Consider the following 24457-nt stretch of genomic DNA (forward strand, 5'->3'; position numbering starts at 1 on the left):
AACCCTACTCCTCAAATTGTAGAAGTAGGGTTTTCCACTAGATTAAACTTTTGCAGCTGTGCTTCTTTCTGGCTTAAACCTTCTAGCCAATATTCAACTAAACTTACACCGTTGATAAGCTCAATATTTAAACCTTCAGCATATTTCTTAGCATTTTGAGTAAAGCAACCAGTGGTCACAACAAAACCACCTACAGCACCTTGTTTTACCATATTAGAATGAATTAGAGCTATAGAGTTAAATGACAAGTCACCCATGTAACATTTTACTTGCCCTAGATATAAACCATCTGAGGACGTGTGTTCAATGTCAACTCCATAATCATTTGAAGCACCTGTGACATAAGCACTACCACCTTTTGCTCTTACTATCACTTTTGCAACGAAATCTTCAAAAAGATATGGATCTTCTTTTAGATAAATGGAGGAAATAGTTTTAGGTTTCTCAGCATCTTCTTTACAAAAGCGCATATACAAACCCATTGCTAATGTTCTTTTCATTTCAATACTTGTGTCTAAATGTGATGCAATTAATGAAGTTTCAAACTGATCTTTCTTCTTTGTTAGCATATAGTGAGCAATTAATACGATAACTCCTATTGCAATTGCTATCTCAATCCAAATCATTATATTTCACCTCATATAAATGATGGACAGAGTAAATAAAACTTATTCAATTTAGATGAAACTATTTACCTATAATTACGTATGGATTATAAGGACAGTACTTGAGGAGGATGAAATAATGAGTATCAATAAAACAAGAGGATTCTTATATTGGTTAGCGAAGTTTTTGGGTGACGTAAATGCAGTCAAAAAAGGGAAAGTTAAGCAGCGTGTTGCTAGGAGGATTGCTGGGAAGATTACCGGAAGAGGATTAGGAAAGTTATTTAAATAATTCCATATTTCAACAAATAACTCTACCCCTTCCACTAGGTATTTGTTACCATTAAGTGGGAGGTGTTTTTTTTTGTTTCAGGACTTTCAAAATCATGAATCAATGTTTATATCCTCTGTTGCTAAAGCATGTTACAAAGAGGATAAGAGATTTGTACACATTTTAGCTAAACAAGGAAATGCAAAGTTATATGCGATAATACCAGTAGTAGCAGCAAACAAGACACCTAAGACGGTTGATGATTTAGTGATATGTAGGATAGATGGCGAAACAATTGAAGAGTTACATAATGAGGCAGGTAAGGAAAATTGGAGTATGGAATGGTTGGAGTATGCGATACAACAGAAGGTGAAAGGTGAGTATTATATGAGTTTGGCGAGGTTTAAGAGGAGGATAAAGCGATGAAAAAGAGTGGATTAATTGAATTTTTTGAAACGATTGGGGCAATTAATCAAAAAGTAACAGAATGGTCTAATGCCATTTCTAAGTCGATACAACCATTAGTTGAACTGTCCATAAAATTTCAAGAATGGATTAGCTCTGATGAAATGCAGCAAACGTTTAAAAATATTATTGAAGGTATTGAGCAAACAGAAGAAGATATTAATAATTATAAAAAAGCTATGCTCATACTTGGCTATCCCCCTAATATCAGTCTCGATATAATATTAATGAGAGAAATTGGTAGAGAGTTTCTTGAAAATAATACTGATAATTTAGAAGTTTCAATTGATGAAATCATGAAGAATTACTATAACCCCACTTTACTCAACGAGATTAAACGAGATTGGGAAAGTTATAATTTCTTAACTGATAGATTGCCCCTTCTTAGACAAGCAATCAACGCTCATAATCTTGGTATGTATGCTCTTTCAATACCTTCTATAATAACCCAAATGGAAGGATTAATTATTCAAGGATATGATATTAAGCAAAGGGTAAGTGGCAAACAGTTTAGGAAATTAGTTTCAGCTTTATTTGTAAATGATGAAGAGGAATCTTTTAATTTCGATAATGAAGTTGGAGACTTTTATCTGAAATTTATATTAGTAAATTTCGATCATGGAACAGAAATAACTTCTGAAGTAAGTAGACACGCGATACTACACGGAGGAGCAAAACCTTCATTGTACGCTAGAGAGGAAGTTTCTTTAAAAATCATCTTAATGATGGACAATATTATACATCGAATAAATGATTTAAAGCCTGAAGAAGTACAAGCTACCAAGGAAAAACTAGGGTTCAATGCCTCTTTAATCTTAGAAGCAAAATGAGTGCATTTGGTACACTTTTCACAAAATCAATCCATATAAAAAGTGTTTATAGCCTAGCCATATAATCGGTCTAGGCTATTTTAGATAACCTCAAAGCGACCCTTTTACGTTTAATTGGCACACGATATTGACAAGCTTTTACTTTCCCATTTGGGTGAAAGTAATTGCCCATAAAAATAAAATCATTATAGTATCTTCTAATACGTCTTATTATATCTGTGGACTCTGTGTATAAGGCATAGAAGTCACTGTCTAATCTCCATGTCTCTGTCAGTGTAATCAACCCCTTTAAATAGAAATAACCCCTCCAGTTTGGGAGAGGCTACATTTTGAATGATAAAACACCTTTTTTAGCAAATGCTTTATTTGTTGAGTTATAAAACTTTTCAATCAATGCATCTGTTTCTTTTTGTGTCATGTTTTGTTTTGGATATACATTTAGAGTAGTATGTACAGTTACATCTTGATGCGGTGCATTTGTTACATTTTGCGTTTTATTATATGTATTTCCACTAAGAATTCTATCTTGTAGCCTTTGATATACTGCATCGGCAAATGGATTCATTGCAGATTTATTGGAAAGTGGAACAATTGCTTCTTTACCTGCTTCTCCGACAATGTTACCGTAAAGCATTTTGCGATCAGCAATACCACCTTTAGCCCAGTAGCTTACATCAAAATTAGGGTAAGGAATCCCCCAGGAGTTCTTTTCCATAGAAACTGATACTCTCGGAAGTTTTAACTTTGGAAAACTTAAATTAAAGTTAAATGCGTCTTTAATTTTTTGGATCATTCGCTTCACAGTATCGACTGCATCTGTTATTGGAGTAGTTATGGAGTTTTTAATTTTATTAAAAATATCTTTTGCAGAAGTCCATACATTATTAAATATGGTGGAAACTACTGTTTTCATTGTATCGAACTTATTTTTTACATTATCCACTAATCCCGAAACGACTGAAGATACTGTATTTTTAATACCATTCCAGATATCCGAAAATACACCACTAACAAATTTTAGGGCAGTACCTACTACTGTCTTTATTACATTAAGAGCTTGAGAAATAACCCCTGAAATAGCTTCCAAAACACCGCTTGCAATTTGCTTTACACCCTTCCACGCTTTATCCCAGTCTCCAGAAAGCACTCCCATTACAGTGTTTACAATACCCTTGATTACCTCAAGAACACCGCTTATGACTTTGGAAATATTATCAAAAGTTGTAGATGCATAGTTTAAGATGTCATCGCCATACTTCTCCCAAATAACGGTTGCAGATTCAGTGAATGAAGCAATAATCTCTTTCACTGTTTCTATAACACTTGAAATCACTTCTTTTATGGCTGAGAAATTGGTATTCGTGGATTCGTTCGCCTCTGTGAAAGCAGTCTTGATTTTGGATATATATTCGATTGCAGTTCCAATCACACTTCCAATTGTTTCAAAGGTAGTTGAAATGAATTCTTGAATTTGAGGCATATTTGCAATAATGAAGTCAGTGAAATCTCCCAGTAACGGAAGAACATGTTCCCTCATGGGTTCGATTAGTGCAGTTTGGAAGTTACGGCCAATACCAGACATTGCCTCTCCGAATGTGTCATATTTCACTTCATTTATTTTCGCTAAAGTATCCGCAGACATATCAGCAGACCCAGAAATATTAGCCATAGCATCTACTGCACCAGCTTCTAAATCCTCGTACATTGTACCCATTAATGCGACACCAATTTGATTCTTATCCATAGGATCTTTTACTTCATTAAGTGCGCCCATAACTTTCTGGAATGCTTCTTTACCCGCATCTCCACCTTGAGCAAAAGCGTTCGTCACTTCTTCAGCATTAAGACCCATGCTTTCTAATGCTGCAATAGTTTCGGGGTTACCGTCTTTCATTTTAATGTTCATTTCTTTGATACTATCGCCAATTTTATCAACACTAAATGCACCATTTTCAGCCGAGTTTATCAAAAGGTTCATAGAGTCTTCTGCTGTCAATCCAATCGCTGAAAATTGTGGGCTATACTCATTTAATACATCGAGTAAGTCACCATTTTTATTAGCACCATTTTGAGCACCTTGAGCTATTAAAGTCATAGCCTCTTCAGAAGTAATACCGAATTGCTTCATCATTGTATCTGCTGCAAGGGTTGACTCAGCAACATCAAACTGAAAAGTATCTCGAAGCATTAAAGCATTCTGAGTCATTTCTTCTAAAGCTTCACCAGATAATCCAGTATTTTGCTTAACCAATGCCATACTATCAGCAATATCTTGGAATGATTCTCCAAAGTTATTATTGTAGATGTTCATTAGGCTATCTTCCATGCCTTTTATCTCTTCTTCTGTAGCACCCGTTGAAGATTGAAGTCCATTTAAAGCCTTTTGTAAATCATCAGAAGCCTTAAATCCAGCACCAGCAATACCGAGTAGAGCAACACCTAAGCCTGCAACAGCTCCTAAAGCTACACCACCGATTACTTTCCCCATGCTTGACACTTTCTTTTCACTATTGCCCATTGCTTTATCAGCATCGTTTAATCCGCTAACTAAGCCTGAATTATCAAGAACAATTTCAGCTTGATACCCACCTAAATCATACATAGACATTTATTAATTACCTCCCTTCTGTTTGGAGGTATAACCAGTAAGATTACGAATAGCAGAAAGATCAGCATCTACTCTAGGATTAGCATAACGGTATGCCTTTTTCAGATATTCACGTCCCTCTTCCGTTTTCTTTAATTCTTGAATATGAGCTTGTCTTATGTAAGCTTTAAAGTGGCTATGAGGAAGTTTTAAAATATCTTTGTGTGAAAAAGTATAATAGTGGGCTAATAATGCGAAATCCCCAAACAACTCATAGTCTTGACTCTCCCCATAAGAAGATCCCGTACTTCCCTTGCTATCGGGAAAGTACGGGATCATAAGTTTGGGTTCTGTGAGTTCTCAGTCACTTTTGCTTTGTATAACTCTACAATCGCCTTCATTTGACTAAGACTTACATTCTTATTTACAAATTCTTCACTTACTTCCCTTGATTCATCTTGATTAAGAATCATAGAAGCCATTTTTACAAATAAATTAAATTGTTCTTTATTTGTAGTAGCCTTTAAAGCTTTATCTTCAAAGTCTAATAGGTGGTTTACTAATTCCACACTAGGCTCAGATGGAATGGTGAATTTATCATCTTCTGAAAATTTAAGTACTAATGGTTCTGCTGTTAATAGGGATAAATCAATAATTTTTGACATTGTATGTCCTCCTTATAATCTTGAAAATAAAAAAAGAAGGGTTGCCCCTTCTCCGATTAAAATTCTTCTGTAATTCTTACGATATTCCCATTTTCTTTATCTGGGTCTGCAAGTAACTTAAATTCAAAATTAAATACAGATTCAGCTTCTGGATTGAAAGTCATTTGTAGACCACTTCTGTTTTGAGCACGGAACATGTCTATGTATAATTCTTTTCCATCCGAACGTTTTGTATGGACATAACGAAGTTGTTTAATAGGAACAGTACGCATACCACCAATTCCTAAGGTGCGTTTACTATTAGTTACATCTTCGTTAAAGTATGCTGCCGAAACTTCTGCAATCTTTTCCATATCAAAAGTACAGATACCTGCATTAAAAAGTACTTCCTCACTTGTCATGAAGCTACCTAATTCTTGGTTTAATGCTCCACCTCTAACATCAGCGAAGTTTTGTGTGACGTTTAGTGTTGCTTCCCCACTAGACTCACCAATTTTAATTAATGCGTCTTTAACTAATTCATCTAAACTGTTATCTATATCAATATCATCAGGAATAATGTATAACGTCCCTGCTCCAAATAAAATTTCTTGATTTGCCATTAAAAATTCATCCTTTCACTTTTACCAAAAAGTATTGTATTTGTTCGAACAGTTTTTCTTCATCATGATAAAGAAAATTCCCACCTGAAATAAGTTGGGAATGTAATATTGTCGTACCATTAACTATGTTAGATGGACGACTGATATTAGGTTTATTGAAGTCTAATATTTCATTTAATCTTTTTGTGATAGCGTCTATTTGCAAATCATCTGAAACTATAGTAGTAACCTTTACTCTAAATTGAGTAACCACGTTATTATCAAGAGGCAACACATCGAAAATAATATAAGGATATTCTATAAAACTCCCTTTCTCATTTACGAGTGCAGGATTATTGTAGATATTCTGAGGTCTACCCATAAATATCTTATGGCTCTTTTGTGAGGGCATATGGTTCAATAATGAGCATAAGGACAAGTCTGAAGCGAGATAGTTATATATGGTTGCATTCATACTGTCTTCATTCCTTCTTGAATCATTTTCTTGATATTATCCAAATTCTGCTCTATACCATCTCTTATGTATGGCTGAGGTTTGATGTTCTTCACATTTGATCCCTCATGAACCACGGCAGCATATTCAACATTTGAAGCTCCGGCCAGTATAGTTGACTTGCTCTCTTCATGACTTGCTTCTGATCCACTATTACGTCTTAAATGACCAGTCTCACCAACAGGAGCACGTTGCTTGATTTCCCTCTCTAACAACATAGAAATATCGTTAGCAGTTTTGATTCTCTTTTGATTCGCATCTTTAATTGCTTGATTAATTCTAAGAGCCATATTTAAGCTACCCCCTTCTTAATCAATACTTCAAAATGCTTATCATATTGAAGGTAATCAGTCACTGTGTAAATTTCATCCTTATAAAGAATCTGAGAAGTTGTTAAAATGTTAGGGTTAGGCTCACAAAACAACCTATTAGTTACTTGGACAAACAAGCCATAATTCGTCTCAGCTAACTTGGATGAATAAGGTTCTAACTCACCTTTGAATTTTCTGTATTCAGTTGTAGGATCACCATATACAGGTCTTCCAAGGTGGTCATGACCAAGAAGCTCACCTTCAGTTTCATGGATTGTGTAGAATGTTTTAGGTGTTCTCATATAAAACGCAGCCTTTTATGATTATTCAACTTACGAATAATATCAGGAGGTAAATCTTCTCTGTATGTTTCACTCAAGCTCCCTTTTCCTTCAGAAACTAAATTCTCCACAGATTTATTACGGTAGTTAAAAACAGCTATATCCTCTGCAATTTCTATGAGTTCGCTATTTAGTTCCGTAATATTGCAAAAACTTTTCACATAATTCTCCGCACGATTAAGGTAAAGTGTTAGAACACTGTCCTCATCAGTTTCATCTAACGCTTTATCCAAGAGAATTTTTAAATTGTCTAAGCGAGTAATATCTTCCATTATTTATCACCTTGCTTTGCTTTCGGTTTAGCAGGTGTTTTTCGCTTAGGTTTTGTTTCAACTAGTTCTTGTTTAGGTGTTTCTTTTGGCTTAGCTTCCTTTACCAATTCAAAGTTATCACTTTTCTGACAACGTTTAATATGGTCGGGATGCTCTACTTCCCAAACAAGTCCTGTTTGTTTATTTTTAAATAGCATTTAAACACCTCCATACTAAAAAAGAGTATGGAGAATATCCCCATACTCAAATGAATGATATGTATTATTGATTTGCAATCCCAGCAGTTAAAACAGCTAGACCTTCTGGACGCAATACTTCTGCACCGTAAACTACTAGTCCACGTACACCATCTGCAAATGTGTTTTGTAGGCGCATTGCTTCTGTCTTATCAATTTGTTTCCCAAAACCAACCGCAGATTTATGAAGAGCCATAATCTTATATACTCCACCAACACTGTGCAGTTCTTCAGATACTACAACTTGCATACCGTTAATTTTCTGCCCCTCAACTACACCGTTTTCTAGTACAGTAGGATTAGCAGTGAATCGGCTATCTTTAGAAAGTAAGCCTAAAACCTCAGATTCAATAATTACAAAACGGTTTGCTTTTGGTACTTTCTTTTTGTTCAGCTTAGTTCCTAAATCAACAATGTAGTTATATACGGAGCCTACATCTAATGTTACTGGTTCAACATCTGACCCAATTACATTATCTGCATGAGCTTCCGTATAGAAACCAAGAGTAAATGTATCAATTTCTTCCTTAACTTTTGTAGCTTCTTCAGCAGTATAGCTGTCAACTAAATCACCAGCTGCTTGAACCTTATCTACATCATCTACAGAAAAGGCGAAGTATTTCTTTTGATCCATGTTTAACTCAATTGGAGTAGTATTTACTTCATCCCAAGATACAGTTCCATCATAATCCTTTACATTTCCAGCACCTACACGGTTAAAAGTAATTTTGTTACCTTCAATTTTCATTGGTTTAGTTGTGATTAATTCTGTGATAGACTCCTTAGAGTAATTTGCTAATAGTTTACCTTCCCAAATAGTTGGAATAAAAGATTGTACTGACATGTTAATATCACCTTTGTTTTCATAATAGTGCTTTTTGAACGGAAGCCCGAAACCAAAATAAATAGACTAACAATTAGCTAGTCTAGTTTCCTTGTTTTAATGCATCATTTACTAAATTCTGATCTAGCTTTGCAATTTCATCAGGACTCATAGTTTTAAGTTGTTCCAATGTTAAAGCTTCTGATTTTCCACCTTTATCTTTAGGAGTAAATCCGCTTGATTTTAACTTGTCATTTACAACAGTTTGTAAATGATTTGACCATACTTCTTTTAAACTTGATAAATTAGCATCTGTTACCTCTTTACTTTTTGTCCCTTTGTCATCATCGTCTTTTTCAACTCGTACAAAGAAATCAATTAAGTCTGTTGGCAATGAATTATCGGAAGCAAATTTATAAGCAGAGTTACGAAGAGACTCACGTAATTTTTCACGCTTAATACTCTCAATCTCTTGTCGAAGTTGATCCATTTCTAAATCTTTTGCATCCTTATTACTGGTACGCTTAGTTACTTCATCAGTAATAAGTTTTTCAAGATGATTAGACTTCCAAGTTTCTAAACCTTTAGTGAAATAACTATCTAGTTTAGGTTGTAAAAGTTTCTTCCCATCTTCTGCATCAAGAAAAGCTTGAACTCCTTCAGGTGTTACTTGAGTTAACCCCTGTAAGTATGCCTTCACTTCTTCTTGGTCTTTGTTATCTTCTAAAAACTTTTTAATATCCTCTAAATTCATAATGATTATCCTCCTACCCTTACCGTTCAAGCCGATAAGTGTAAATATTTTTGTTTTCACATTGTTCTTTTACGTCTACCACATGAAAAAAGACAAAATAAAAAAGCCACTAAGTGACTATAATCCCTTTGCTTTCTCCCATTCCCGATAATTCTTGTATGGGATGTATTCTTTTGTTTCGTTGTCTTTCCTAAAATTCGTACCACCTTCAATAACTGGCATTTGATCACATTTGCAATTAGGATGAATCGGTACACGAGGTCTACTTGCATCATCTATATCGAATATCTGTCCATCCAAATCGGCACAAATGGAACAGGTGTTTTTTTCTAAAGTTGCCAAATGTTCTACTTGTCTAATTCCATTTTCTCGATAGAGATGCTCTTTAGATTCACTAATAATTCGAGCAGTTTCAGTTCGTACAAGTCTTTGAGATTGATAGGATTTACTTCCAAACTCATTATCGAAAACTTTAGCAATCTTATCTAATTTGTGACCTTCTCGAATTCCACGCTCTAAATTAACAATTAATGCTTCTCTTAATGCATTTTGATTCATCCAAATACGCTCAGAAAAGTGTTTACCTGACCAGTTCTGATTGATGAATTGATTTAAGATTGCTTCGTTAACCCTAATGAAATTTATCTGAATCCCTATTCGCTGCTCCAGAGTAAATGCAGATTTATAATAAGCATTCACATATGCTGCCCCAAGAATAGTTGTAATTGTAGCAATTTCCAATGTGCCAATTTTATTTAGTTCCTCAACAACTTGCTCCTCAAGATTATCAATAATGGTGGTCATATAGATTTGAGAATAATTTAACTCTCCATCCACCGAATAATCCATAAACAACTTAGCTATTAATTGCTTAATCTTGTCTCGACTGTTGGCATACTGTTTCAGAACAGCATCAAACTCATCATCAGATTCACTTAATAGTCCCTCTAAGAGTTCTAATAAATCTTTATTGAGGCTGTCCATTTGGAACACCTAAAGTTTGTTGGTTACGTGTGACAAGATCAGCATCTAAATTTGAAGAATCTGAAGCAGTATTAAGCTTTTTAATTTCTAATGAAGGCTCTTGTATTTTAGGATGCCAAGACAATAATGTTTCCAGTGGAACAATGTTTACCAATTTAGCAATTTGATCTGTAATAGAGGCCTCATCAGCAGGAATATCCCTTGAAAATTTAAAACTTAAATCGGAAGCCTCATAAGATTTCCCTTGTTTATTCAACATGGTAACAATCATTTTAATTCTCTTTCGCAATGCTTTTTCCATCTTGCGTTCTTTCATACTACTCTTTGTTTCAAGTCCAAACAGATGGAATTTAAGAGCTTGACCGCTAAGATTGCTGGAGAATTTGCTTGAGGTTAAACGTGGAGTATCAGATTGCTCATGAATCAAATGATCCAATGTCTCAAAAAGATTATTTTGAAATTCTGCATTTGCATCCTTAGTTAAAAACTTTGCTTGATTAGCATCCTCAACTAAAAGAACACCATCTTGCTTTAATTTCATAATATCTTCTTTAGTTGTGCCGTTTAATCCTGCTAGTACAAGATAAGCATTTACCCAACTCTCATTACTATTTATAGAATCAGAAAGGAGTACATTTAAAGCATCCACTTGTGTGATGATTTCTTCAAAGTCACCTTGTTCTTCTTCATTATTAAGGTAAATACCAATAGGAACCTCACCGAAATAATGCTCTTTGTCTTCTTCAGAAGTATCTGGAACAAAGGTGACACCTTTATCTGTGGAGATGTAATGGTAAATACCTTGTGAATCGTACACCTCAACTTTAATTGCCTTGTCATCACTAATTGTTTCTTCCCAATGACGTAATCCGAAGAGAATATTATTCCTGCTATCCTTCTCCACATACATATCAATTGGAGAATAATAATTAAAACGTATTTGACCATTCTCATCAATATAATAAAGCTCATAGCATTTCCCATATATAGAAAATGTCTTGATTATCTCAGCATTTGTATCTTCTTCATTGTTTATGTAATTAATTAATTTAAGATCGTTTACAAATGATTCGTTTCCTGATTTAGAAACATAAGATAAAGGAATAGAAGCAAAATAGCCTAGCATAGTATTTATGATTTTCTTAGGATACAAAGTAACAACTTTATTATTTGGCTTATCTGGGTCTAGGAGTTTCCTAGATAAAATCTTATGCTTACCTATGTAATAATCGAATAGTTGTTGTAACCTGGGTAATTCTAATTTTTGTTTTCGAATACCTTCTTTGATTTGTTCTGAAGTAATCAATTTCTCACCGTCTTTCTATATTCCTAATAATTTTCTATCGAGCGTTTGTAGACGTTTATTCCTCACTTCAATGTCCTCTATCCTGTTAGCAAATTCAGCTACAGAATCCACAGCATCATCATGAAGAGTAAACTTTTGACCTGCAAAGTCCATTAACTGTTCAAGAAAGTCATTTTCAACTCTTTCTGAGCAAAAAATAATTCTACCGTTGTTTACATCAGAAACAATAGTAGAAATTTTCTCGTCCTTATTTTTCCTTTGCATTTCATTAATGAATACAATCTGTCTGACAGCAAGTTTACTGTGCTCATCCTTTGCAATTTCTTGCTGAATTCGTTCCACATCTAAACCGTTATAAGTATTCTTTTCTATGTAGATATGAGTTATATCTTCGTATGTATAAAGTAAATCAATCACATGATTTATGTACTCATCAAACTCATTGAATTTCCTTAATTGACCGCTTCGAACATATTTAAAGTTGTTAGTTGCAGCAGAACCCACTACAAATGAGAATGAGTCAGAACGTTTTCTATCCTTATTCTTAACACCTGCTGTATCAATGGTAAGCATCGTCTTGGTGAAAGTATTTTCTTCAATGTCATCTCTAGACTTTGAGACGTTTGATTTAAACCACTTATCGCCTATATTCTCTACGTTACACATTAGTTCTTGCATGAATGCGATACTTTTCCCATATAGTAGGGAAGTCCATTAATGGTTTGTTGGATAGATAGTACTCTTTAGCATCTTGAAGAGAATCTTCAAGCTTATCATCAAATAAGATGTTTCTAAACTCAGTCCAATGTTCATGATTATCAAAGAATTCATCCACATCAAAGTCGACTACAGAACGCTGAAATACTTTGTATTCTGGATTCTTAGATATTTGGTCAATAAAATCTCCTGTTGCTAATGGAGTGCCTAATACAAGGAATTTCGTAGCAGGTTTGATTAGTTTACCATTTCGATAAACCGCTTCATCTCCACCTTCTTCTACTTCCTTTAACCATTTCTGATATTTCTTTTGTTTACTTTCCGGAGTAAGAATATCACTCTCAGCAATATAATCATCCGCAAGATAGGTAGTAGGACGAAAAATCCCTTTAGGTGATACATAAGAAGCACCACGAACAGAAGAGCCTGAAGAATATGCTTGAATTTTAGTATCATTATCAAGCTCTAATTCTAGTTTGTTTACAGTACGTTTCCGCTCGTTTACCAATTGACCAAATGTGTGTACTATGTATGGAGTTTTGAGAGCCTTCTTTGTTTGATCCACAAAGTTAACAGCATCTAATTCCCTGTTTGCAAGGACAATAGTAAATGGTGAGATACCGTAACAATGGAGAAAACAACTTAGAGCCATATCAATTATGGTGGTCTTAGCGCAACCACGAGGGAGAATAAATTCTTGCTTATCATGCGTATTATGTATAAATATATTTTCTAACTCTCGCCAAACTTGATAATGTACATCTGCTAATGGTCGAGTTAAGTTATTATCTTTAGGAACAAAGAAGTCTTGGAGGAAATGAAGACAGAAGTATTCAATTGATCTACGTCCGCAAGCATAAGCTAAACCATTTGCACCGAATAAATTACTTTTATGTTTCTTCATTAGTTCCTTAGCTTTATTCGAATCATATAATTTGGTAAGATATTTAAAGAGGAGTTGTCGATTCTCCTTCGTGTTAATTATGTCCATTCAATGTATTCCACCTCCAAGACTTGAAAAATTTTATAAAAAATTGTAGAGACTGCTGCGGAGGATTTTCAGAATTCAAAATTAGAATCCCCCTGCCTCTCACCTTCTCGTTAATTTTTATGCGTTTTAATGTATTTTTATTTATTTATATTAATTATTGCTTTCTTCTTGAAAAGTTTGTGAATTCCCCTGAGAGGTCTACATAACTCTGCTTATAAGAAGTCGATTCATTGTGAATACCTTGATATATCAACGTTCTCAACTACTAATAATTTATCAGTGTTATTCTCACTGCATTCACTCTATTTCCCATGAATCTAATTGATAATTAAAGACAAAAATAAATACAATCCCATTAATAAGATTGTATAATACTTTGCATATTATTCTTCTACTTCCCACTCTTCAAACTCTGCATCTAATATGTCATCAGATACGTTATGAGCGTTGTTATTAGCAGCTTCTATATGGTGCTTAGCTACTGGTTTACCTAGGCCTCGATCAATAATATACTGCAATACCTGAGCCTTAACACGTGCGTTATCAGTAGTCTCAGCTAATTCAAACAGCGAATCCACTGCATTCTCTAACTTACCATCTATAATCTTCTCAACTAAAACTTTCCTCTGTTGTAACCGTTTGTCCAGCTCAGCCTTAAACTCTACATTGTCTAACCACTCATATATAGTCTGTCTAGCTATTCCTAATTTCTTAGCTATCTCAGTCTTTGGTAACTGTCCATCAGCTAAGTATTGTATAGCTAAAGCCTTCCTATCATCTATCATTTTCTCACCCCTTACACTCTACAGTTTCCTTACACTAATTTACTTGATATTTCGTCCTATCAACCTATTCACTTCTTCCAAACAAAGCTCCAAATTTAACTCTATAAACTTCTCCAAACACTCTCTATCTTCATGCTTACTTATATCCCATTCACACTTCTTATAAGCGTCATATAGCCTTATTACACTTCTCCAGTACACCTCATATAGCTCATCTATACTAATGCCTGATTTAGCAGCAACATAAGCGAATTTCTCATCTGTAGTGGGCATCTAATCACCCTTTAGTCTCAAACTGATAAACAAACCTCATCTTCACATTTCCATATACCTTCAAATAATTATTACCTCTCAGCATCTCCAGAAACACATCATTATGATTATCGTATCTGTATGTACCAACGATATCAGTCTCTATTTCCTTATGATGATTATCCACTCTAATCTTTTCACCACTCAGTAACGCTTTTAACTCAAACTCTTGTCCAGCATTACTCATATTAACTATTTTCAGATCACCATTTCCAACCTTTTCAAACTCAAGAATCGGCTTACATGGCAAATCTCCACTATTCACAAATGTTATATCTGTCCCATTAGTACCATTTACACTTAAATCATATGTTTCACTCACAAACACAGGAGAATAGCTAAATGGATTATTCGTCCTAAACACAAGACTGACAATCCCACCACTATCTCTTATGCCATTGTGCAGCAACCTTGAATCACCACTATAAATAACATAAAATCGTCTCTCAGGCCTATTCTCAAAATAAAACTCTTTATAATAATCCTGATCTAACCAACGACAAATAGACCTAACTTCCTCATCAGTCACATTTTCAAATTGGATTGTCATCGGTATCTCAAGAGGATCATACTCAGCCCCTACGAAATAAGGTTTATGATTGTATCTGACCTTTTTCTCGATAATCGTCTTGTTTGGCAAAAATATCTCTTCATACAAACCGGCATCCAAGCTAACTTGTTTACACTTCATATCTCTACTGGATATGCCATCATGTACAAAATGCAAACTTTCCTTCACTTGCTCACCATCCTTTTTCCACCGCTTATATCTCCATCCATCCGTCTCTATCGTCAACTAATCTATAAGTCCCATCTTTGAGGTTTGCAATTAATTCCTCTACCTCAATGGAACCTGAACAGTCATAGCACCAATCATAATAATCTGTTTCAGTGTTTTCTTGAATCCAATAAAAGTCACATTTAGGCACTTTATATACAAAAAATATTTCTCCATATTCCCGTGTTGACTCGCCAATACTCCAACTATCTTGTATGAAAAACTTATCTCTCAGTTTAATTTCCCTCATCCTTTTTCCTCCAAATAAAAAACACCTCAGTGAAGGAGATGTTCTGAGATTTATTTATTAAGCTTTTTTGCTTTATGCGTTAACTAATTTATTGTAATAAACTTGAACATGATACTGAACCTTTTTCAACATAATGTACACTTTCTCATAACTGTTCGGGTTTATCCGATTAGTACCAATGTTTGAAAAGTACCCATACGCAATGCATATTGAAGGAATTAAAAAATCAGAGGCGTAATAACCTGAATCATCTTGGATTAAAAGTTGTAAATGCTTCTTTACATCTGTTTTTATTTCTTGAAACTTTGCTTTAATTACATTTCTTTTACTGTTACCTTCTATAAACAACTCATTCTTATAGTCTCCCATAAAATTCAACAACTCATTGAGCCGATCACTTAAACATCCAAGGACATCAACAGCATCAAAGTAGTCAATATAGTTCAATTCACATCTTCCTCCAAGTTATGATATATGACTATATTACTACTTTCAAGATAATAAAAAAGACTTTATTTTTAGAAGAACACTCATAATTAAAATGCACCATCATTTACAATTTTAATCTAAAATAAAACGCCTCTTTATACTTTTTACAAACATTCGGTATGTCTGCTACTAGATTATTAATTAGGACATTTCCACATAATTAATTCCAAAATAAAATAAACTTGTAGATTTATATATGGTACAATAATACACTGTAGGGAAATTAATCTAATATTGGAGGTATTTATAATGAAAAAAATACTATTAATGTCAATAGCAACTTTTCTTGTATTACTTTTACCGATTCAAAACGCAAGTGCAGCAAATGGGCCGACTGGAAATTGTAGTGTAGTAGTTAACGTTGATGCATACAATTATTATCAACCTGGTGCAGGTACTGTTGATTTCTACGCTACGAAACCATCTTCAACATGCGGAGGATCCATTCCTTATATGGTAGATTTAGAGAAATACGTAAATGGAAAATGGACATATATTGGTACAGCGGGTGAACTTGGTGGAATGTTTTCCTATAGAACCCCAACAAAACTAATAAATATCAATGAATATTTTAAAACTTCAGGTACCTATAGAATAAAACTTTCTTTAGAAGCTCCACACCTAGTTCATCATGGCTATGCATATTCCCATAGCTTCAACATTCACTATTAATTTACTAATATCGCATTCCCCTACATAGGCTCACTTTATGTGAGCTTTTTTATTTATTATAATCTCAAATTCTGTTTCTAGATTTTCATATTTTATTAGAGATAAGATCAGTTGTCATTAAAGCGATAAATCTTAGAAAGCCACAGATAGCCAATGCGCATTCCTTTTCCTCCATATAAAAAAGCACCCTCGAAAGGATGCCAAAATGATTCTTATTTTTCAATAGCTTTAAGTAACTCCAACTGTTGTATTTCTGCTTGCACTTTAAAATTACTAAAAAGTTCATAAATATCAAATATTAATTTATACTCATCTCTAGTAATCTCTGTATAAATCTCATTATATTCATCTTTTTTAATTTTTTCTGCATAATCTTTCCAAGTCATCAGTGGATCATAGTGATGCAAAAAATAATCCTGTGCTTCATGCCATAATTCGTTTAACTTCTCATTAGTTGAAAAAGTATTCTTTATACCATCTAACTTATTTCTTAAAATAAAAAATTCTCTGTACCCCTTTGAGTCGATATGTAGCACATCTTCTTTAATTCTTTTTAAAAACTCACTTGTTAATTTCTTATATTCTTCAGTTGCTTGTAGTTGCAAATTATGATCAATCCAAAATAGCTGTAGTTCATCTTTGGAATTAATATCAAAGGGATCTTTTACTCTAGTGAACTTTTCTAACTCTATTAAATTCTCTTCTATAGCGGTAATTAGATTTTCAAGACTATTAATCTTTTTGGGATACTCATTCAACGCACGGATTTTTTCAGAATCTCTAATTGTTAGTTTTACTCCGATCAAAGTTAATGCTCCAGAAATAACTCCACCAAGTATCGCTCCACCAAAAGTACCTATATAACCTATCCAGACACTTTCGTCACCAGCTACAGGAATTGTTTTAATAAACATTAATGTATTTGTTAAGATTGGAAAAATAATTAAAAGTGAACCAACACAAAAAATTATTATCCAAATTGTTTTTTTATCCATAATCCAACCTCCTATTGTCCTAAACACATTTATTTCGACAAAAGGAGACATTTCCCTGCATTTTTTACTTTAACTTAAAAATAATTTACTAGAAACCTGTAAAGCTAATGCTTTTAACACTTCAAAAGATATGTTTCCACCTTTTTCTTTTACTTGCTCCTTAACTTCGTTCCATACCGTGTCATTTTTAATAGAATCTAAAAATTCATGTCCATTCCACGTAATCTTTTTCGGTTTCCATTCATACCCATCCATTGAGGACAAATCGACTGCTTCAATAAATCCAGCATTATTAAGTAACTCAACATGATAAGAAATCATATCGTCTTCATATTCTGGAATATCAAGATCTATCCATCCCATTTGACTGTTATTTTCTTCAATTGAAATAAGTATAGTTCGAATTAACTCCATATCCCTTTTCATAATTCCTTCACCCTCTCCAAATATTCACTCTTCCAATATTCGGCAACGAGGGACAAAATTCCTGCTAAACTTAAAAAAGCACCATTAAGGTGCAAAGTTAAGCAATGCTTCTACTTATAAATGTCTCAAAAGGTTTTGTAAGGCTTTTATAAAGAATTTTATTTAATTCTTTATAAATATTCTTTATAACTATTTTATTTCTCTCATTATTATTAGAGTTAATCTTTTCATAACTCTCCTTTTTAATCTCTGCTATAATTTCTACATTTTGTCTATACTTCACAATAGAGAATTTTAACAATTCCCATAATAACGTCCGATCTGAAGATAAAAGCTTTCTTGCTTCTTTCTTCTGCTCATCACTAAGATTATTGTCCCGGTTAACCTCTTGGATTATTTGAGTTTTGTTTTTCCTTAAATTTTTGTAAATTAAAAGGGGAAAGAGTAATGCATATACACCACTAAACGTCATTATTAAGGATAGTTTTAAATTCTTACTTTGATAAATACTTTTTACAAATAGTGCAAAAAACGCACCTAAAATAATAGCCGCCAAAAGAATTTCTAAGTGATTTAATAAAATCATACAGACACCTCCTTTAAGTATCGAAAGCAGTTTGCTTAGGAACAGCTTTTTTACTTGATTTATTGCGAACATAAACAAGTACCAACTCTGCTGCACTAAAGAAAACAGTAAAAAAGGAGAAACTAATAATATATCCATCTACTGGAATACTTGGTACCCATTCAATTAATCTATATTTTACATTTGGTATTATCATACCCTCTTTTAGCATAATAATGTCAATTACACCTAAGAAATCAATAAATGTGATTATGGCTGTAAAAGAAAGTCCAAAACCAGCATAGTGCTTTTCAAAATTCTCACTTGATTTATAAACATTAATAAAATCAAGTAAAACCATCCCATAAAATGCAAATCTGGCATTAAAGAATACTTTCTCAGTTGTTGGAATTTCACTAAGAAAGATTAAACCAACTAAGATGAATGCAACTCTCAAAAAAACCATTAACATAATTATCTATCCTTTACCATTATCTCCTAATTCAATATTAAATTTCCTTTAGAGAAAAAGCAAGGGATTTCATACAATATTCTACTAAAATATAATAATTCCTTAATTATTTATTATATAAATATTAGAAGACTAATGGAATTGCACCATTACAAAGCAACTTGCATCTTCAAAAAAGCGTTACACAAGTAACGTCAAAAACTTACGATTCTAACCACTCTTCTAGTTCTGTTTGAATAATACCTTCCATCATAGCTAAATCGCCATACTCTCTACTTGCCAAATATTCATGTGGAGTCATTTTCAATTTTCCTTTAAAATCCATGTGATTACCCTCATAAGTAAAATCCACTATTACCTTCTCTTCATTTTCATCTAGCCCAATATTTTTTAGTGTTATCAATTATCATTTTCCTCTGTCTCAATAATCAACTTTGCCCCTACCCACTTCTCAGCGGCACACCAGCATTCAGCCTCAAGTAATTCTTGTCTGTTCAAGAAGCTTTCACATTGGTAACAGTACACACCATCATCAATTACTTTGCTCATGCAACTTCCACCTGCTTTATCGTATATCTATCCCAATCATCATTCTCAATGCATTTTCTTGCAACATGTCGATAAAACTGTTCACTAAGTTTTGTTTCATTCTTAAGAAAATCCAAGTACTCTTCTTTCAATCCAACATCATCACCAAAGTACACATCAATGTTTTTATACATAATCTCATCACAATACTGCCATTGACTAATGTTTCTTCTATTCGCTTCTGTCATTAAATCTTTCCTTAATCGCAACGGTGGATTGTTCATGAACAGCCAGCCCATTTCATCATGATGCATTTTTGCAAGCAAGCCCATATCTACAGAGTTATCTTCTACATACTCTCGAAAATTTACATCTATACTCAATTTAATAGATAGAGTATCTTTAACTTCATCTAATTTTGCATTCTTATCTACTGAGATTAAATACACTTCATCTTCAGCATTTACATGTTCCGGATAAACTGCCCATTCTGAACTCATACAATTATGCTCTAATTCTTCAACTGTCCAGCCATTAAGAACTACCTTTTCGAAATAAACTCTTGCAATTTGATCCATGTCACCTTTGCTAAATAAGTACCTCATTTCACCCTCAAATGACTTTGTTTCCACTAGAAATTCCTCTAAAGACATCTCAAGTAAATACTCCTTATAATCCTGCATATGCTTTTCACAGGCATATTTAAAGGCACGATACTCATTTTCTGCATACACAAATATTACATCTTTGGCATCAACAATATCTGAAAAGACTAATTTATATAGTTTCATTATTTTCCCCTTTTAATCATCCTGTTTAATTTGATTATTTCTCATAGCCTCTTGCAGCTCTAATGCAGATACTTCTCTAGTTTTACGTCTAGGTGTTTTCTTTTTCTTTGGTGATTCATCTTCAAAGTCAGAATCTTCTTCAACCAACTTTGTAAAATCCAGCTTTTTGATAACTGCTTTTGCTACTTCTTCACCTTTTAAGCTTCCCCTTTGCTCAGGTAAACTTTGTAGATAGGTTTTTATGTAATGAACATCCTCAATTAAAGATGCCATATCTAACTCTATATTCTTAAAATGATGATTGCTCAAACCTTTATATAATTGATTGCAAGCAGATTTACAATGGAAATAAATTAAATCCTTTAACTCTTCTTCAGTTATGTGTATTAGTCTTTTACTCATCCTTTTTCCCTCATTCCTTTGGTTTCCTGTACGATCAAAGCTGTAGTCTTACACCAACTGTTGCTACAGCCCTCATACAGGTTATAATCAAAAAATTATACACGGAGGTAATGAACCTTGAAATTAGCAGGAACATCACATGTCTAGCTTTTATTTAGACTTGGAGCAAAGACGGGGCACATATAGTGATACCAAGTGTTTAAAACAGTTTTAGGAGGACTAATAAACTAATCATTGCGATACGGTTTATCAATCAGGCGTTCCCATTTTTTTAGTGTCGCTGGTTAACCCAAGTGGCATCTATCACATGGTAGATGATAACGACAAATATTAATTAACGGGCATTTTAACCCAAATATATGTCTGCTTTGTCTTTATGTAATGTTTCATTTTTGCTAAATTGTGCTCAGATGTACTAGCTTTATAGTTGAATATTTTAGAAATCATACTCACAGATAATCCTACATTCTCAGCTAGTTCTTTATTTGTAATTTCTTTTCTCTTAGCATCTTCTTTCATTTGTCTTACTTCATCAAAGTGCATTTCAACTCCCTCCTTTTACTTTTATTAATGCACATATATTTACCTGAAAATTGAATAAAAAAATAGCACTAGGTGACCGAAACCTAATGCTCAAACTTGGAAATTGTAAGAACAACAATTTAAAAAGCATACAGGGTTGTTAGAAAGGGAAAAAATCTCTTCCATTTTCCGATGAGAGAAGTAAATACCTATATTTAAAAATACAATTATTTATCCCTAAGATACCCTTATATTAAATATATTAATATAGTAAAAACCCCTTTATATAGGGGTTTCGAAGACACTATCCAAATAATGTCACGCTGAGTTTTCAAGCTTCTTTTTCAACTCTCTCGCCTTCCTTTGTCGCTCCTTACCCAACTCTTTAATTCTAGCTTTATGGCATGTTTCACACCTTACTTGTCTCTGCTTTTCTTTCACAAATTCTTCACCACAACCAACACATTCCAACACTTTTTCCATATTCACTTCTAAGTTCTCTAATATTATATCTCCAAAACTTTCCCATAAGGTGTCTTTATATTTACTATCCTTTTGTTTATACAGATATTCAATTAACACATCGACTACATAACTCGGATGATTCTTTATCTTCAACAATTCATTTTTTATGTGGGTAAAAACATATGCTTTTGCCTTTTTCTTAGTCTTCCCCTCATCCTTTAATTGTTTTAATACGTCTCCCTTACTTCGGTCTAGCTCTATGTATTTATCAACTATCTCCTGATTCATTTCAACTTCAGGATCACTCATCAACAGTTTATATTCCAACTTCCCACCAGCTACTTTACTAAATGTAATCTTTGTTTTAGGAATAATATCCTCCAAGCGATTAACTGTGCTATTTGTCTTTTCTGCTACTCTAGGTTTTTTTACCACTCTACCCTTGACCTTCTTCTGACGTTTAGCATCGTATTTAATAAAGTGAGGCATGTTTCCTCTAACATTACTTTCAATGATTTCATTTATCTCATTAGGCCTAGTTGGTTCCCATCTTGTTTTAGCAAAATCGATCTGAGCGTTATTTTCTAGGCATAACCAACGGATAACATCGTAATTTGGCTTATCCGAGTTCCAGCATTTTGATATTAGGTTCGATATTTCCCCGATATTTGCATCAAATGCAATCTTCAAACTTTCGTAAATTGCTTTATTCTTAATTTGTTCAGGCTCTGCTTTACCCATCTCATAATACAGAGGTACAATCCCTTTCATATTGCGTTCAGCTACTTCTAATAATTTTCTATCCTTATGCTCAGATAGCACCAAAACCCTGTCACCGTCAAAATCACACTGAATTAATCGTGCTAGAACGCAATCGTTCGAAATATAGATAGCATCAGTATTAAATCTCTGTGCTTTCTCATCATCAATTACATTATTCTTCAATCCCCATTCCCTAGCAAGGTGGGGGCTTCTTAGGATTGCCACTTTGCCCTCATCATGCTTCCGATAATACACTTCATCCTTCTTCAACAAACTCTTCGCTACACCAGTAAATAGGTACTCTGAGAAGGCATATAAATCGGGTATAATGAAGGTGAACGAGCCATTTACATTTAACTTTCCTGTTTTAGCTTCTTTGACAAGCGATTCTTTTCTTTTCATTATCGTTTGTTTGGCGTGAGGATCGTTAAGCAAAGCAGGGTACATCATTAACGCTTTCTGAAATTCTTTCTTTCGTTCATTCGATTCTGTGGCACCAAGAATTTTTAACATGACATTTTGGTCGCTTCCTATAGCTTTAATTTCCTCAATTGTTGCAGAAGCTATTTCCTCTAACTCCTCATTTGTCACATCCACCAAACTTTGTAACATTTGATAGTTGAGCTTACCTTCGTTGAATTCTGCTTCTTCATTTAACTTTGCAGCCTGACAATTGTATTTTTTAAATCTATTTTTATAATCTTCCCAGCTATCATAAAATGACCAAAGCTTCATCTGGGACTTTGTGAAAATTATTGAAATTTTATCATCCACAATATCCCATTCCCTATTCCAAATATCCGTCACTTTTCTACCATGCTTGGTGAAGTCGTAAACAGAAAGTAGACCTTTAATCCAGGGCAAACGTATCATGCAATTTTTATCCGACACAGATGGAAGCATCATCCCCACTCCATCAGTTACGTTCATCGGTACATTCATTACCTTTCTGCTAATCTCATATGTTTTATTGTCTATGTAATCTACTTCAGCAGGGACATCTAATTCTAAATCATTCACTACAATTGCATTATCTATAGGGAAGCCAATCCATTCCTCTGAGGCAGAATTTATCAAGGCCTTGTAGCTTATAAATTTATTAATGTTCAGTGACCCTTTAGCATTAATCTCATCTATAGACAATCCACAAGTCAGTGTATCAGCGTATTTATTCCATACTGACTCCTTGATCCAAACCCCTTTCTTCGTGCGAATCTGCCCAGCACTCGAAGCGAAGTATAAATACTGCTCTCCAGAATACTGAAATCCTTCGATAATAAGCTCTTTTAACACTCCAAGATGATAAGACTCCACTACCATAATATCAGTCGAAATCTCACCCTCAGGCATTCCTAGTGCCCTCGTAAGCACAGAGTCAAAGGTTGCTATTACATTACTAGGCTTCAACTCTTCTACTCTCAGATTGCGGACACCTTTATGTTTGTCCAGAGCTTTATTAAACTCACTTTTCAACTTGCCAATTTCCTCTTTCACCTTATCTATTTCTTGTCTCATTTCTTTCTTCTCTTCGACAATCTGATTTAGTGACAGCTTAATTTCAACTAATTTATCTTTGGATAGTACAGTTTGCTTTCTCATTGCTATGAGTTTAAGTTCATCTTTACGCTTCTTCTTCTTTTCGTTAGTGAGCAGCTTCCTATAACCATTCAAATTTTGAATTTTTCTATGTAACTTGTTCTCTTCATCCGTTAAAAATGAATATGTACCCAATGAGTAAATGAACATTTGCTTATCTAGTGCCATTAATATTTACCTCCGATTAATTTGATTAATATAGTTCAAGTTCAAAAGATTAGGCTTGCCAGCCCACTTCCCCAAGTGCGGGGGAAGTTCCTCGGCCAAGGTACGAGGTGGAGCGTTTCGTACCTTGGCATGTCAATTTGTACGTTTTAACCTATGTATAAATGTTATTTTCTTACAATTAGTACCTTTTTTATGGAGTAACCTCTATAAAGAGCTTTATCCATAT

35 protein-coding genes are annotated in these 24457 nt (G+C 33.8%); 4 read left to right on the top strand and 31 right to left on the bottom strand.

Translation table 11 applies throughout. From position 1 onward, the window contains the following. Positions 1–11 precede the first annotated feature (11 nt). On the bottom strand, positions 12–626 hold the full coding sequence (locus LG307_RS14785) for a restriction endonuclease (RefSeq protein ID WP_404443414.1): 615 nt from the start codon (positions 624–626) through the stop codon (positions 12–14). 118 nt (positions 627–744) lie between these two features. Here LG307_RS14785 and LG307_RS14790 point away from each other — a divergent pair, with 118 nt between their 5' ends. The 3 genes from LG307_RS14790 to LG307_RS14800 all read left to right on the top strand — a co-directional run bounded on the left by LG307_RS14790 (position 745) and on the right by LG307_RS14800 (position 2171). Next, positions 745–897 carry a hypothetical protein gene (locus LG307_RS14790; RefSeq protein ID WP_404443416.1) on the top strand — a complete coding sequence of 51 codons (153 nt, stop codon included), beginning with the start codon at positions 745–747 and terminating at the stop codon, positions 895–897. A gap of 72 nt (positions 898–969) precedes the next feature. Continuing rightward, a complete protein-coding gene (locus tag LG307_RS14795; RefSeq protein ID WP_404443418.1) occupies positions 970–1302 on the top strand; it encodes a hypothetical protein in 333 nt (110 codons plus the stop codon). After that, positions 1299–2171, top strand: a complete 873-nt coding sequence (locus LG307_RS14800; RefSeq protein WP_404443421.1) for a hypothetical protein — start codon at positions 1299–1301, stop codon at positions 2169–2171. Before LG307_RS14795 ends, LG307_RS14800 begins: the two co-directional genes overlap by 4 nt. Positions 2172–2493: 322 nt before the next feature. On the opposite strand, the gene LG307_RS14805 is transcribed toward LG307_RS14800, so the two are convergent. The 20 genes from LG307_RS14805 to LG307_RS14900 all read right to left on the bottom strand — a co-directional run bounded on the left by LG307_RS14805 (position 2494) and on the right by LG307_RS14900 (position 15825). Continuing rightward, positions 2494–4779 (bottom strand): phage tail tape measure protein, encoded by a 2286-nt coding sequence (locus LG307_RS14805; RefSeq protein WP_404443424.1) that lies wholly within the window; start codon positions 4777–4779, stop codon positions 2494–2496. 3 nt (positions 4780–4782) lie between these two features. Then, on the bottom strand, positions 4783–5028 hold the full coding sequence (locus LG307_RS14810; RefSeq protein WP_404443427.1) for a hypothetical protein: 246 nt from the start codon (positions 5026–5028) through the stop codon (positions 4783–4785). Between the two features lie 65 nt (positions 5029–5093). Beyond that, positions 5094–5423, bottom strand: a complete 330-nt coding sequence (locus LG307_RS14815) for a hypothetical protein (protein WP_404443429.1) — start codon at positions 5421–5423, stop codon at positions 5094–5096. A 56-nt stretch (positions 5424–5479) separates the two neighbouring features. Beyond that, positions 5480–6025: a hypothetical protein gene (locus tag LG307_RS14820; protein WP_404443431.1), complete on the bottom strand. Its 546-nt coding sequence runs from the start codon at positions 6023–6025 to the stop codon at positions 5480–5482. 7 nt (positions 6026–6032) lie between these two features. Then, entirely contained in the window at positions 6033–6479 is a 447-nt protein-coding gene (locus LG307_RS14825) for a hypothetical protein (protein WP_404443433.1), read from the bottom strand. Continuing rightward, complete coding sequence (locus LG307_RS14830; protein ID WP_404443436.1) at positions 6476–6808, bottom strand: hypothetical protein; 333 nt, start codon at positions 6806–6808, stop codon at positions 6476–6478. The genes LG307_RS14825 and LG307_RS14830 overlap by 4 nt, the downstream gene beginning before the upstream one ends. Before the next feature lie 2 nt (positions 6809–6810). Then, a complete protein-coding gene (locus tag LG307_RS14835; protein ID WP_404443438.1) occupies positions 6811–7131 on the bottom strand; it encodes a hypothetical protein in 321 nt (106 codons plus the stop codon). Continuing rightward, positions 7128–7442: a phage head-tail connector protein gene (locus LG307_RS14840; protein WP_404443441.1), complete on the bottom strand. Its 315-nt coding sequence runs from the start codon at positions 7440–7442 to the stop codon at positions 7128–7130. Before LG307_RS14840 ends, LG307_RS14835 begins: the two co-directional genes overlap by 4 nt. Beyond that, on the bottom strand, positions 7442–7639 hold the full coding sequence (locus LG307_RS14845) for a hypothetical protein (RefSeq protein ID WP_404443443.1): 198 nt from the start codon (positions 7637–7639) through the stop codon (positions 7442–7444). The genes LG307_RS14840 and LG307_RS14845 overlap by 1 nt, the downstream gene beginning before the upstream one ends. Positions 7640–7703: 64 nt before the next feature. Continuing rightward, the gene (locus tag LG307_RS14850; RefSeq protein WP_404443445.1) at positions 7704–8522 is read right to left on the bottom strand and encodes a hypothetical protein; all 819 of its coding nucleotides are present in this window, start codon (positions 8520–8522) and stop codon (positions 7704–7706) included. Between the two features lie 82 nt (positions 8523–8604). Next, a complete protein-coding gene (locus tag LG307_RS14855; protein WP_404443448.1) occupies positions 8605–9255 on the bottom strand; it encodes a DUF4355 domain-containing protein in 651 nt (216 codons plus the stop codon). 117 nt (positions 9256–9372) lie between these two features. Continuing rightward, positions 9373–10239 carry a minor capsid protein gene (locus LG307_RS14860; protein WP_404443451.1) on the bottom strand — a complete coding sequence of 289 codons (867 nt, stop codon included), beginning with the start codon at positions 10237–10239 and terminating at the stop codon, positions 9373–9375. Beyond that, positions 10223–11545, bottom strand: a complete 1323-nt coding sequence (locus LG307_RS14865; RefSeq protein WP_404443454.1) for a phage portal protein — start codon at positions 11543–11545, stop codon at positions 10223–10225. The genes LG307_RS14860 and LG307_RS14865 overlap by 17 nt, the downstream gene beginning before the upstream one ends. Before the next feature lie 15 nt (positions 11546–11560). Next, entirely contained in the window at positions 11561–12211 is a 651-nt protein-coding gene (locus tag LG307_RS14870) for a hypothetical protein (RefSeq protein ID WP_404443457.1), read from the bottom strand. Continuing rightward, complete coding sequence (locus tag LG307_RS14875) at positions 12204–13253, bottom strand: hypothetical protein (RefSeq protein ID WP_404443460.1); 1050 nt, start codon at positions 13251–13253, stop codon at positions 12204–12206. Before LG307_RS14875 ends, LG307_RS14870 begins: the two co-directional genes overlap by 8 nt. Before the next feature lie 383 nt (positions 13254–13636). Further along, positions 13637–14038 (bottom strand): helix-turn-helix domain-containing protein, encoded by a 402-nt coding sequence (locus LG307_RS14880; RefSeq protein WP_404443462.1) that lies wholly within the window; start codon positions 14036–14038, stop codon positions 13637–13639. Between the two features lie 39 nt (positions 14039–14077). Continuing rightward, positions 14078–14311 carry a hypothetical protein gene (locus tag LG307_RS14885; protein WP_404443464.1) on the bottom strand — a complete coding sequence of 78 codons (234 nt, stop codon included), beginning with the start codon at positions 14309–14311 and terminating at the stop codon, positions 14078–14080. Between the two features lie 4 nt (positions 14312–14315). Continuing rightward, positions 14316–15146 carry a phage tail domain-containing protein gene (locus LG307_RS14890; RefSeq protein WP_404443467.1) on the bottom strand — a complete coding sequence of 277 codons (831 nt, stop codon included), beginning with the start codon at positions 15144–15146 and terminating at the stop codon, positions 14316–14318. Beyond that, positions 15115–15378, bottom strand: a complete 264-nt coding sequence (locus LG307_RS14895) for a hypothetical protein (protein ID WP_404443470.1) — start codon at positions 15376–15378, stop codon at positions 15115–15117. The genes LG307_RS14890 and LG307_RS14895 overlap by 32 nt, the downstream gene beginning before the upstream one ends. 72 nt (positions 15379–15450) lie before the next feature. Next, the gene (locus LG307_RS14900) at positions 15451–15825 is read right to left on the bottom strand and encodes a hypothetical protein (protein WP_404443472.1); all 375 of its coding nucleotides are present in this window, start codon (positions 15823–15825) and stop codon (positions 15451–15453) included. A gap of 291 nt (positions 15826–16116) precedes the next feature. Between LG307_RS14900 and LG307_RS14905 the strand changes: the two genes are divergently transcribed. After that, the gene (locus LG307_RS14905) at positions 16117–16539 is read left to right on the top strand and encodes a hypothetical protein (RefSeq protein WP_404443475.1); all 423 of its coding nucleotides are present in this window, start codon (positions 16117–16119) and stop codon (positions 16537–16539) included. A 212-nt stretch (positions 16540–16751) separates the two neighbouring features. On the opposite strand, the gene LG307_RS14910 is transcribed toward LG307_RS14905, so the two are convergent. The 10 genes from LG307_RS14910 to LG307_RS14955 all read right to left on the bottom strand — a co-directional run bounded on the left by LG307_RS14910 (position 16752) and on the right by LG307_RS14955 (position 24231). Continuing rightward, entirely contained in the window at positions 16752–17534 is a 783-nt protein-coding gene (locus LG307_RS14910) for a hypothetical protein (protein ID WP_404443477.1), read from the bottom strand. A gap of 69 nt (positions 17535–17603) precedes the next feature. Beyond that, entirely contained in the window at positions 17604–17960 is a 357-nt protein-coding gene (locus LG307_RS14915) for a DUF2513 domain-containing protein (RefSeq protein WP_404443478.1), read from the bottom strand. Between the two features lie 97 nt (positions 17961–18057). Beyond that, positions 18058–18546, bottom strand: coding sequence for a hypothetical protein (locus LG307_RS14920; protein ID WP_404443481.1), 489 nt, complete (start codon positions 18544–18546; stop codon positions 18058–18060). A gap of 13 nt (positions 18547–18559) precedes the next feature. Further along, the gene (locus LG307_RS14925; RefSeq protein ID WP_404443483.1) at positions 18560–18997 is read right to left on the bottom strand and encodes a hypothetical protein; all 438 of its coding nucleotides are present in this window, start codon (positions 18995–18997) and stop codon (positions 18560–18562) included. A gap of 202 nt (positions 18998–19199) precedes the next feature. Further along, complete coding sequence (locus tag LG307_RS14930) at positions 19200–19400, bottom strand: hypothetical protein (protein ID WP_404443486.1); 201 nt, start codon at positions 19398–19400, stop codon at positions 19200–19202. Beyond that, complete coding sequence (locus LG307_RS14935) at positions 19397–19546, bottom strand: hypothetical protein (protein ID WP_404443489.1); 150 nt, start codon at positions 19544–19546, stop codon at positions 19397–19399. The genes LG307_RS14930 and LG307_RS14935 overlap by 4 nt, the downstream gene beginning before the upstream one ends. Further along, positions 19543–20316: a hypothetical protein gene (locus LG307_RS14940; RefSeq protein WP_404443491.1), complete on the bottom strand. Its 774-nt coding sequence runs from the start codon at positions 20314–20316 to the stop codon at positions 19543–19545. Before LG307_RS14940 ends, LG307_RS14935 begins: the two co-directional genes overlap by 4 nt. A gap of 12 nt (positions 20317–20328) precedes the next feature. Beyond that, positions 20329–20718, bottom strand: coding sequence for a hypothetical protein (locus LG307_RS14945; protein ID WP_404443494.1), 390 nt, complete (start codon positions 20716–20718; stop codon positions 20329–20331). Between the two features lie 330 nt (positions 20719–21048). After that, complete coding sequence (locus LG307_RS14950; protein ID WP_404443496.1) at positions 21049–21261, bottom strand: helix-turn-helix domain-containing protein; 213 nt, start codon at positions 21259–21261, stop codon at positions 21049–21051. 297 nt (positions 21262–21558) lie between these two features. Continuing rightward, complete coding sequence (locus tag LG307_RS14955) at positions 21559–24231, bottom strand: hypothetical protein (RefSeq protein WP_404443499.1); 2673 nt, start codon at positions 24229–24231, stop codon at positions 21559–21561. Positions 24232–24457 lie beyond the last annotated feature (226 nt).

This window comes from Sutcliffiella horikoshii, assembly GCF_044809035.1.
In the GTDB taxonomy this organism is placed as follows: Bacteria; Bacillota; Bacilli; order Bacillales; family Bacillaceae_I; genus Sutcliffiella_A; species Sutcliffiella_A horikoshii_G.

Excerpts from the sequence above, each read along its gene's own strand:
- LG307_RS14785 (WP_404443414.1), bottom strand. The coding sequence starts at position 626 with ATGATTTGGATTGAGATAGCAATTGCAATAGGAGTTATCGTATTAATT.
- LG307_RS14790 (WP_404443416.1), top strand. The coding sequence starts at position 745 with ATGAGTATCAATAAAACAAGAGGATTCTTATATTGGTTAGCGAAGTTT.
- LG307_RS14800 (WP_404443421.1), top strand. The coding sequence starts at position 1,299 with ATGAAAAAGAGTGGATTAATTGAATTTTTTGAAACGATTGGGGCAATT.
- LG307_RS14805 (WP_404443424.1), bottom strand. The coding sequence starts at position 4,779 with ATGTCTATGTATGATTTAGGTGGGTATCAAGCTGAAATTGTTCTTGAT.
- LG307_RS14815 (WP_404443429.1), bottom strand. The coding sequence starts at position 5,423 with ATGTCAAAAATTATTGATTTATCCCTATTAACAGCAGAACCATTAGTA.
- LG307_RS14820 (WP_404443431.1), bottom strand. The coding sequence starts at position 6,025 with ATGGCAAATCAAGAAATTTTATTTGGAGCAGGGACGTTATACATTATT.
- LG307_RS14825 (WP_404443433.1), bottom strand. The coding sequence starts at position 6,479 with ATGAATGCAACCATATATAACTATCTCGCTTCAGACTTGTCCTTATGC.
- LG307_RS14830 (WP_404443436.1), bottom strand. The coding sequence starts at position 6,808 with ATGGCTCTTAGAATTAATCAAGCAATTAAAGATGCGAATCAAAAGAGA.
- LG307_RS14835 (WP_404443438.1), bottom strand. The coding sequence starts at position 7,131 with ATGAGAACACCTAAAACATTCTACACAATCCATGAAACTGAAGGTGAG.
- LG307_RS14840 (WP_404443441.1), bottom strand. The coding sequence starts at position 7,442 with ATGGAAGATATTACTCGCTTAGACAATTTAAAAATTCTCTTGGATAAA.
- LG307_RS14845 (WP_404443443.1), bottom strand. The coding sequence starts at position 7,639 with ATGCTATTTAAAAATAAACAAACAGGACTTGTTTGGGAAGTAGAGCAT.
- LG307_RS14850 (WP_404443445.1), bottom strand. The coding sequence starts at position 8,522 with ATGTCAGTACAATCTTTTATTCCAACTATTTGGGAAGGTAAACTATTA.
- LG307_RS14855 (WP_404443448.1), bottom strand. The coding sequence starts at position 9,255 with ATGAATTTAGAGGATATTAAAAAGTTTTTAGAAGATAACAAAGACCAA.
- LG307_RS14860 (WP_404443451.1), bottom strand. The coding sequence starts at position 10,239 with ATGGACAGCCTCAATAAAGATTTATTAGAACTCTTAGAGGGACTATTA.
- LG307_RS14870 (WP_404443457.1), bottom strand. The coding sequence starts at position 12,211 with ATGTGTAACGTAGAGAATATAGGCGATAAGTGGTTTAAATCAAACGTC.
- LG307_RS14875 (WP_404443460.1), bottom strand. The coding sequence starts at position 13,253 with ATGGACATAATTAACACGAAGGAGAATCGACAACTCCTCTTTAAATAT.
- LG307_RS14880 (WP_404443462.1), bottom strand. The coding sequence starts at position 14,038 with ATGATAGATGATAGGAAGGCTTTAGCTATACAATACTTAGCTGATGGA.
- LG307_RS14885 (WP_404443464.1), bottom strand. The coding sequence starts at position 14,311 with ATGCCCACTACAGATGAGAAATTCGCTTATGTTGCTGCTAAATCAGGC.
- LG307_RS14895 (WP_404443470.1), bottom strand. The coding sequence starts at position 15,378 with ATGAGGGAAATTAAACTGAGAGATAAGTTTTTCATACAAGATAGTTGG.
- LG307_RS14905 (WP_404443475.1), top strand. The coding sequence starts at position 16,117 with ATGAAAAAAATACTATTAATGTCAATAGCAACTTTTCTTGTATTACTT.
- LG307_RS14910 (WP_404443477.1), bottom strand. The coding sequence starts at position 17,534 with ATGGATAAAAAAACAATTTGGATAATAATTTTTTGTGTTGGTTCACTT.
- LG307_RS14915 (WP_404443478.1), bottom strand. The coding sequence starts at position 17,960 with ATGAAAAGGGATATGGAGTTAATTCGAACTATACTTATTTCAATTGAA.
- LG307_RS14920 (WP_404443481.1), bottom strand. The coding sequence starts at position 18,546 with ATGATTTTATTAAATCACTTAGAAATTCTTTTGGCGGCTATTATTTTA.
- LG307_RS14925 (WP_404443483.1), bottom strand. The coding sequence starts at position 18,997 with ATGTTAATGGTTTTTTTGAGAGTTGCATTCATCTTAGTTGGTTTAATC.
- LG307_RS14935 (WP_404443489.1), bottom strand. The coding sequence starts at position 19,546 with ATGAGCAAAGTAATTGATGATGGTGTGTACTGTTACCAATGTGAAAGC.
- LG307_RS14940 (WP_404443491.1), bottom strand. The coding sequence starts at position 20,316 with ATGAAACTATATAAATTAGTCTTTTCAGATATTGTTGATGCCAAAGAT.
- LG307_RS14945 (WP_404443494.1), bottom strand. The coding sequence starts at position 20,718 with ATGAGTAAAAGACTAATACACATAACTGAAGAAGAGTTAAAGGATTTA.
- LG307_RS14950 (WP_404443496.1), bottom strand. The coding sequence starts at position 21,261 with ATGCACTTTGATGAAGTAAGACAAATGAAAGAAGATGCTAAGAGAAAA.
- LG307_RS14955 (WP_404443499.1), bottom strand. The coding sequence starts at position 24,231 with ATGGCACTAGATAAGCAAATGTTCATTTACTCATTGGGTACATATTCA.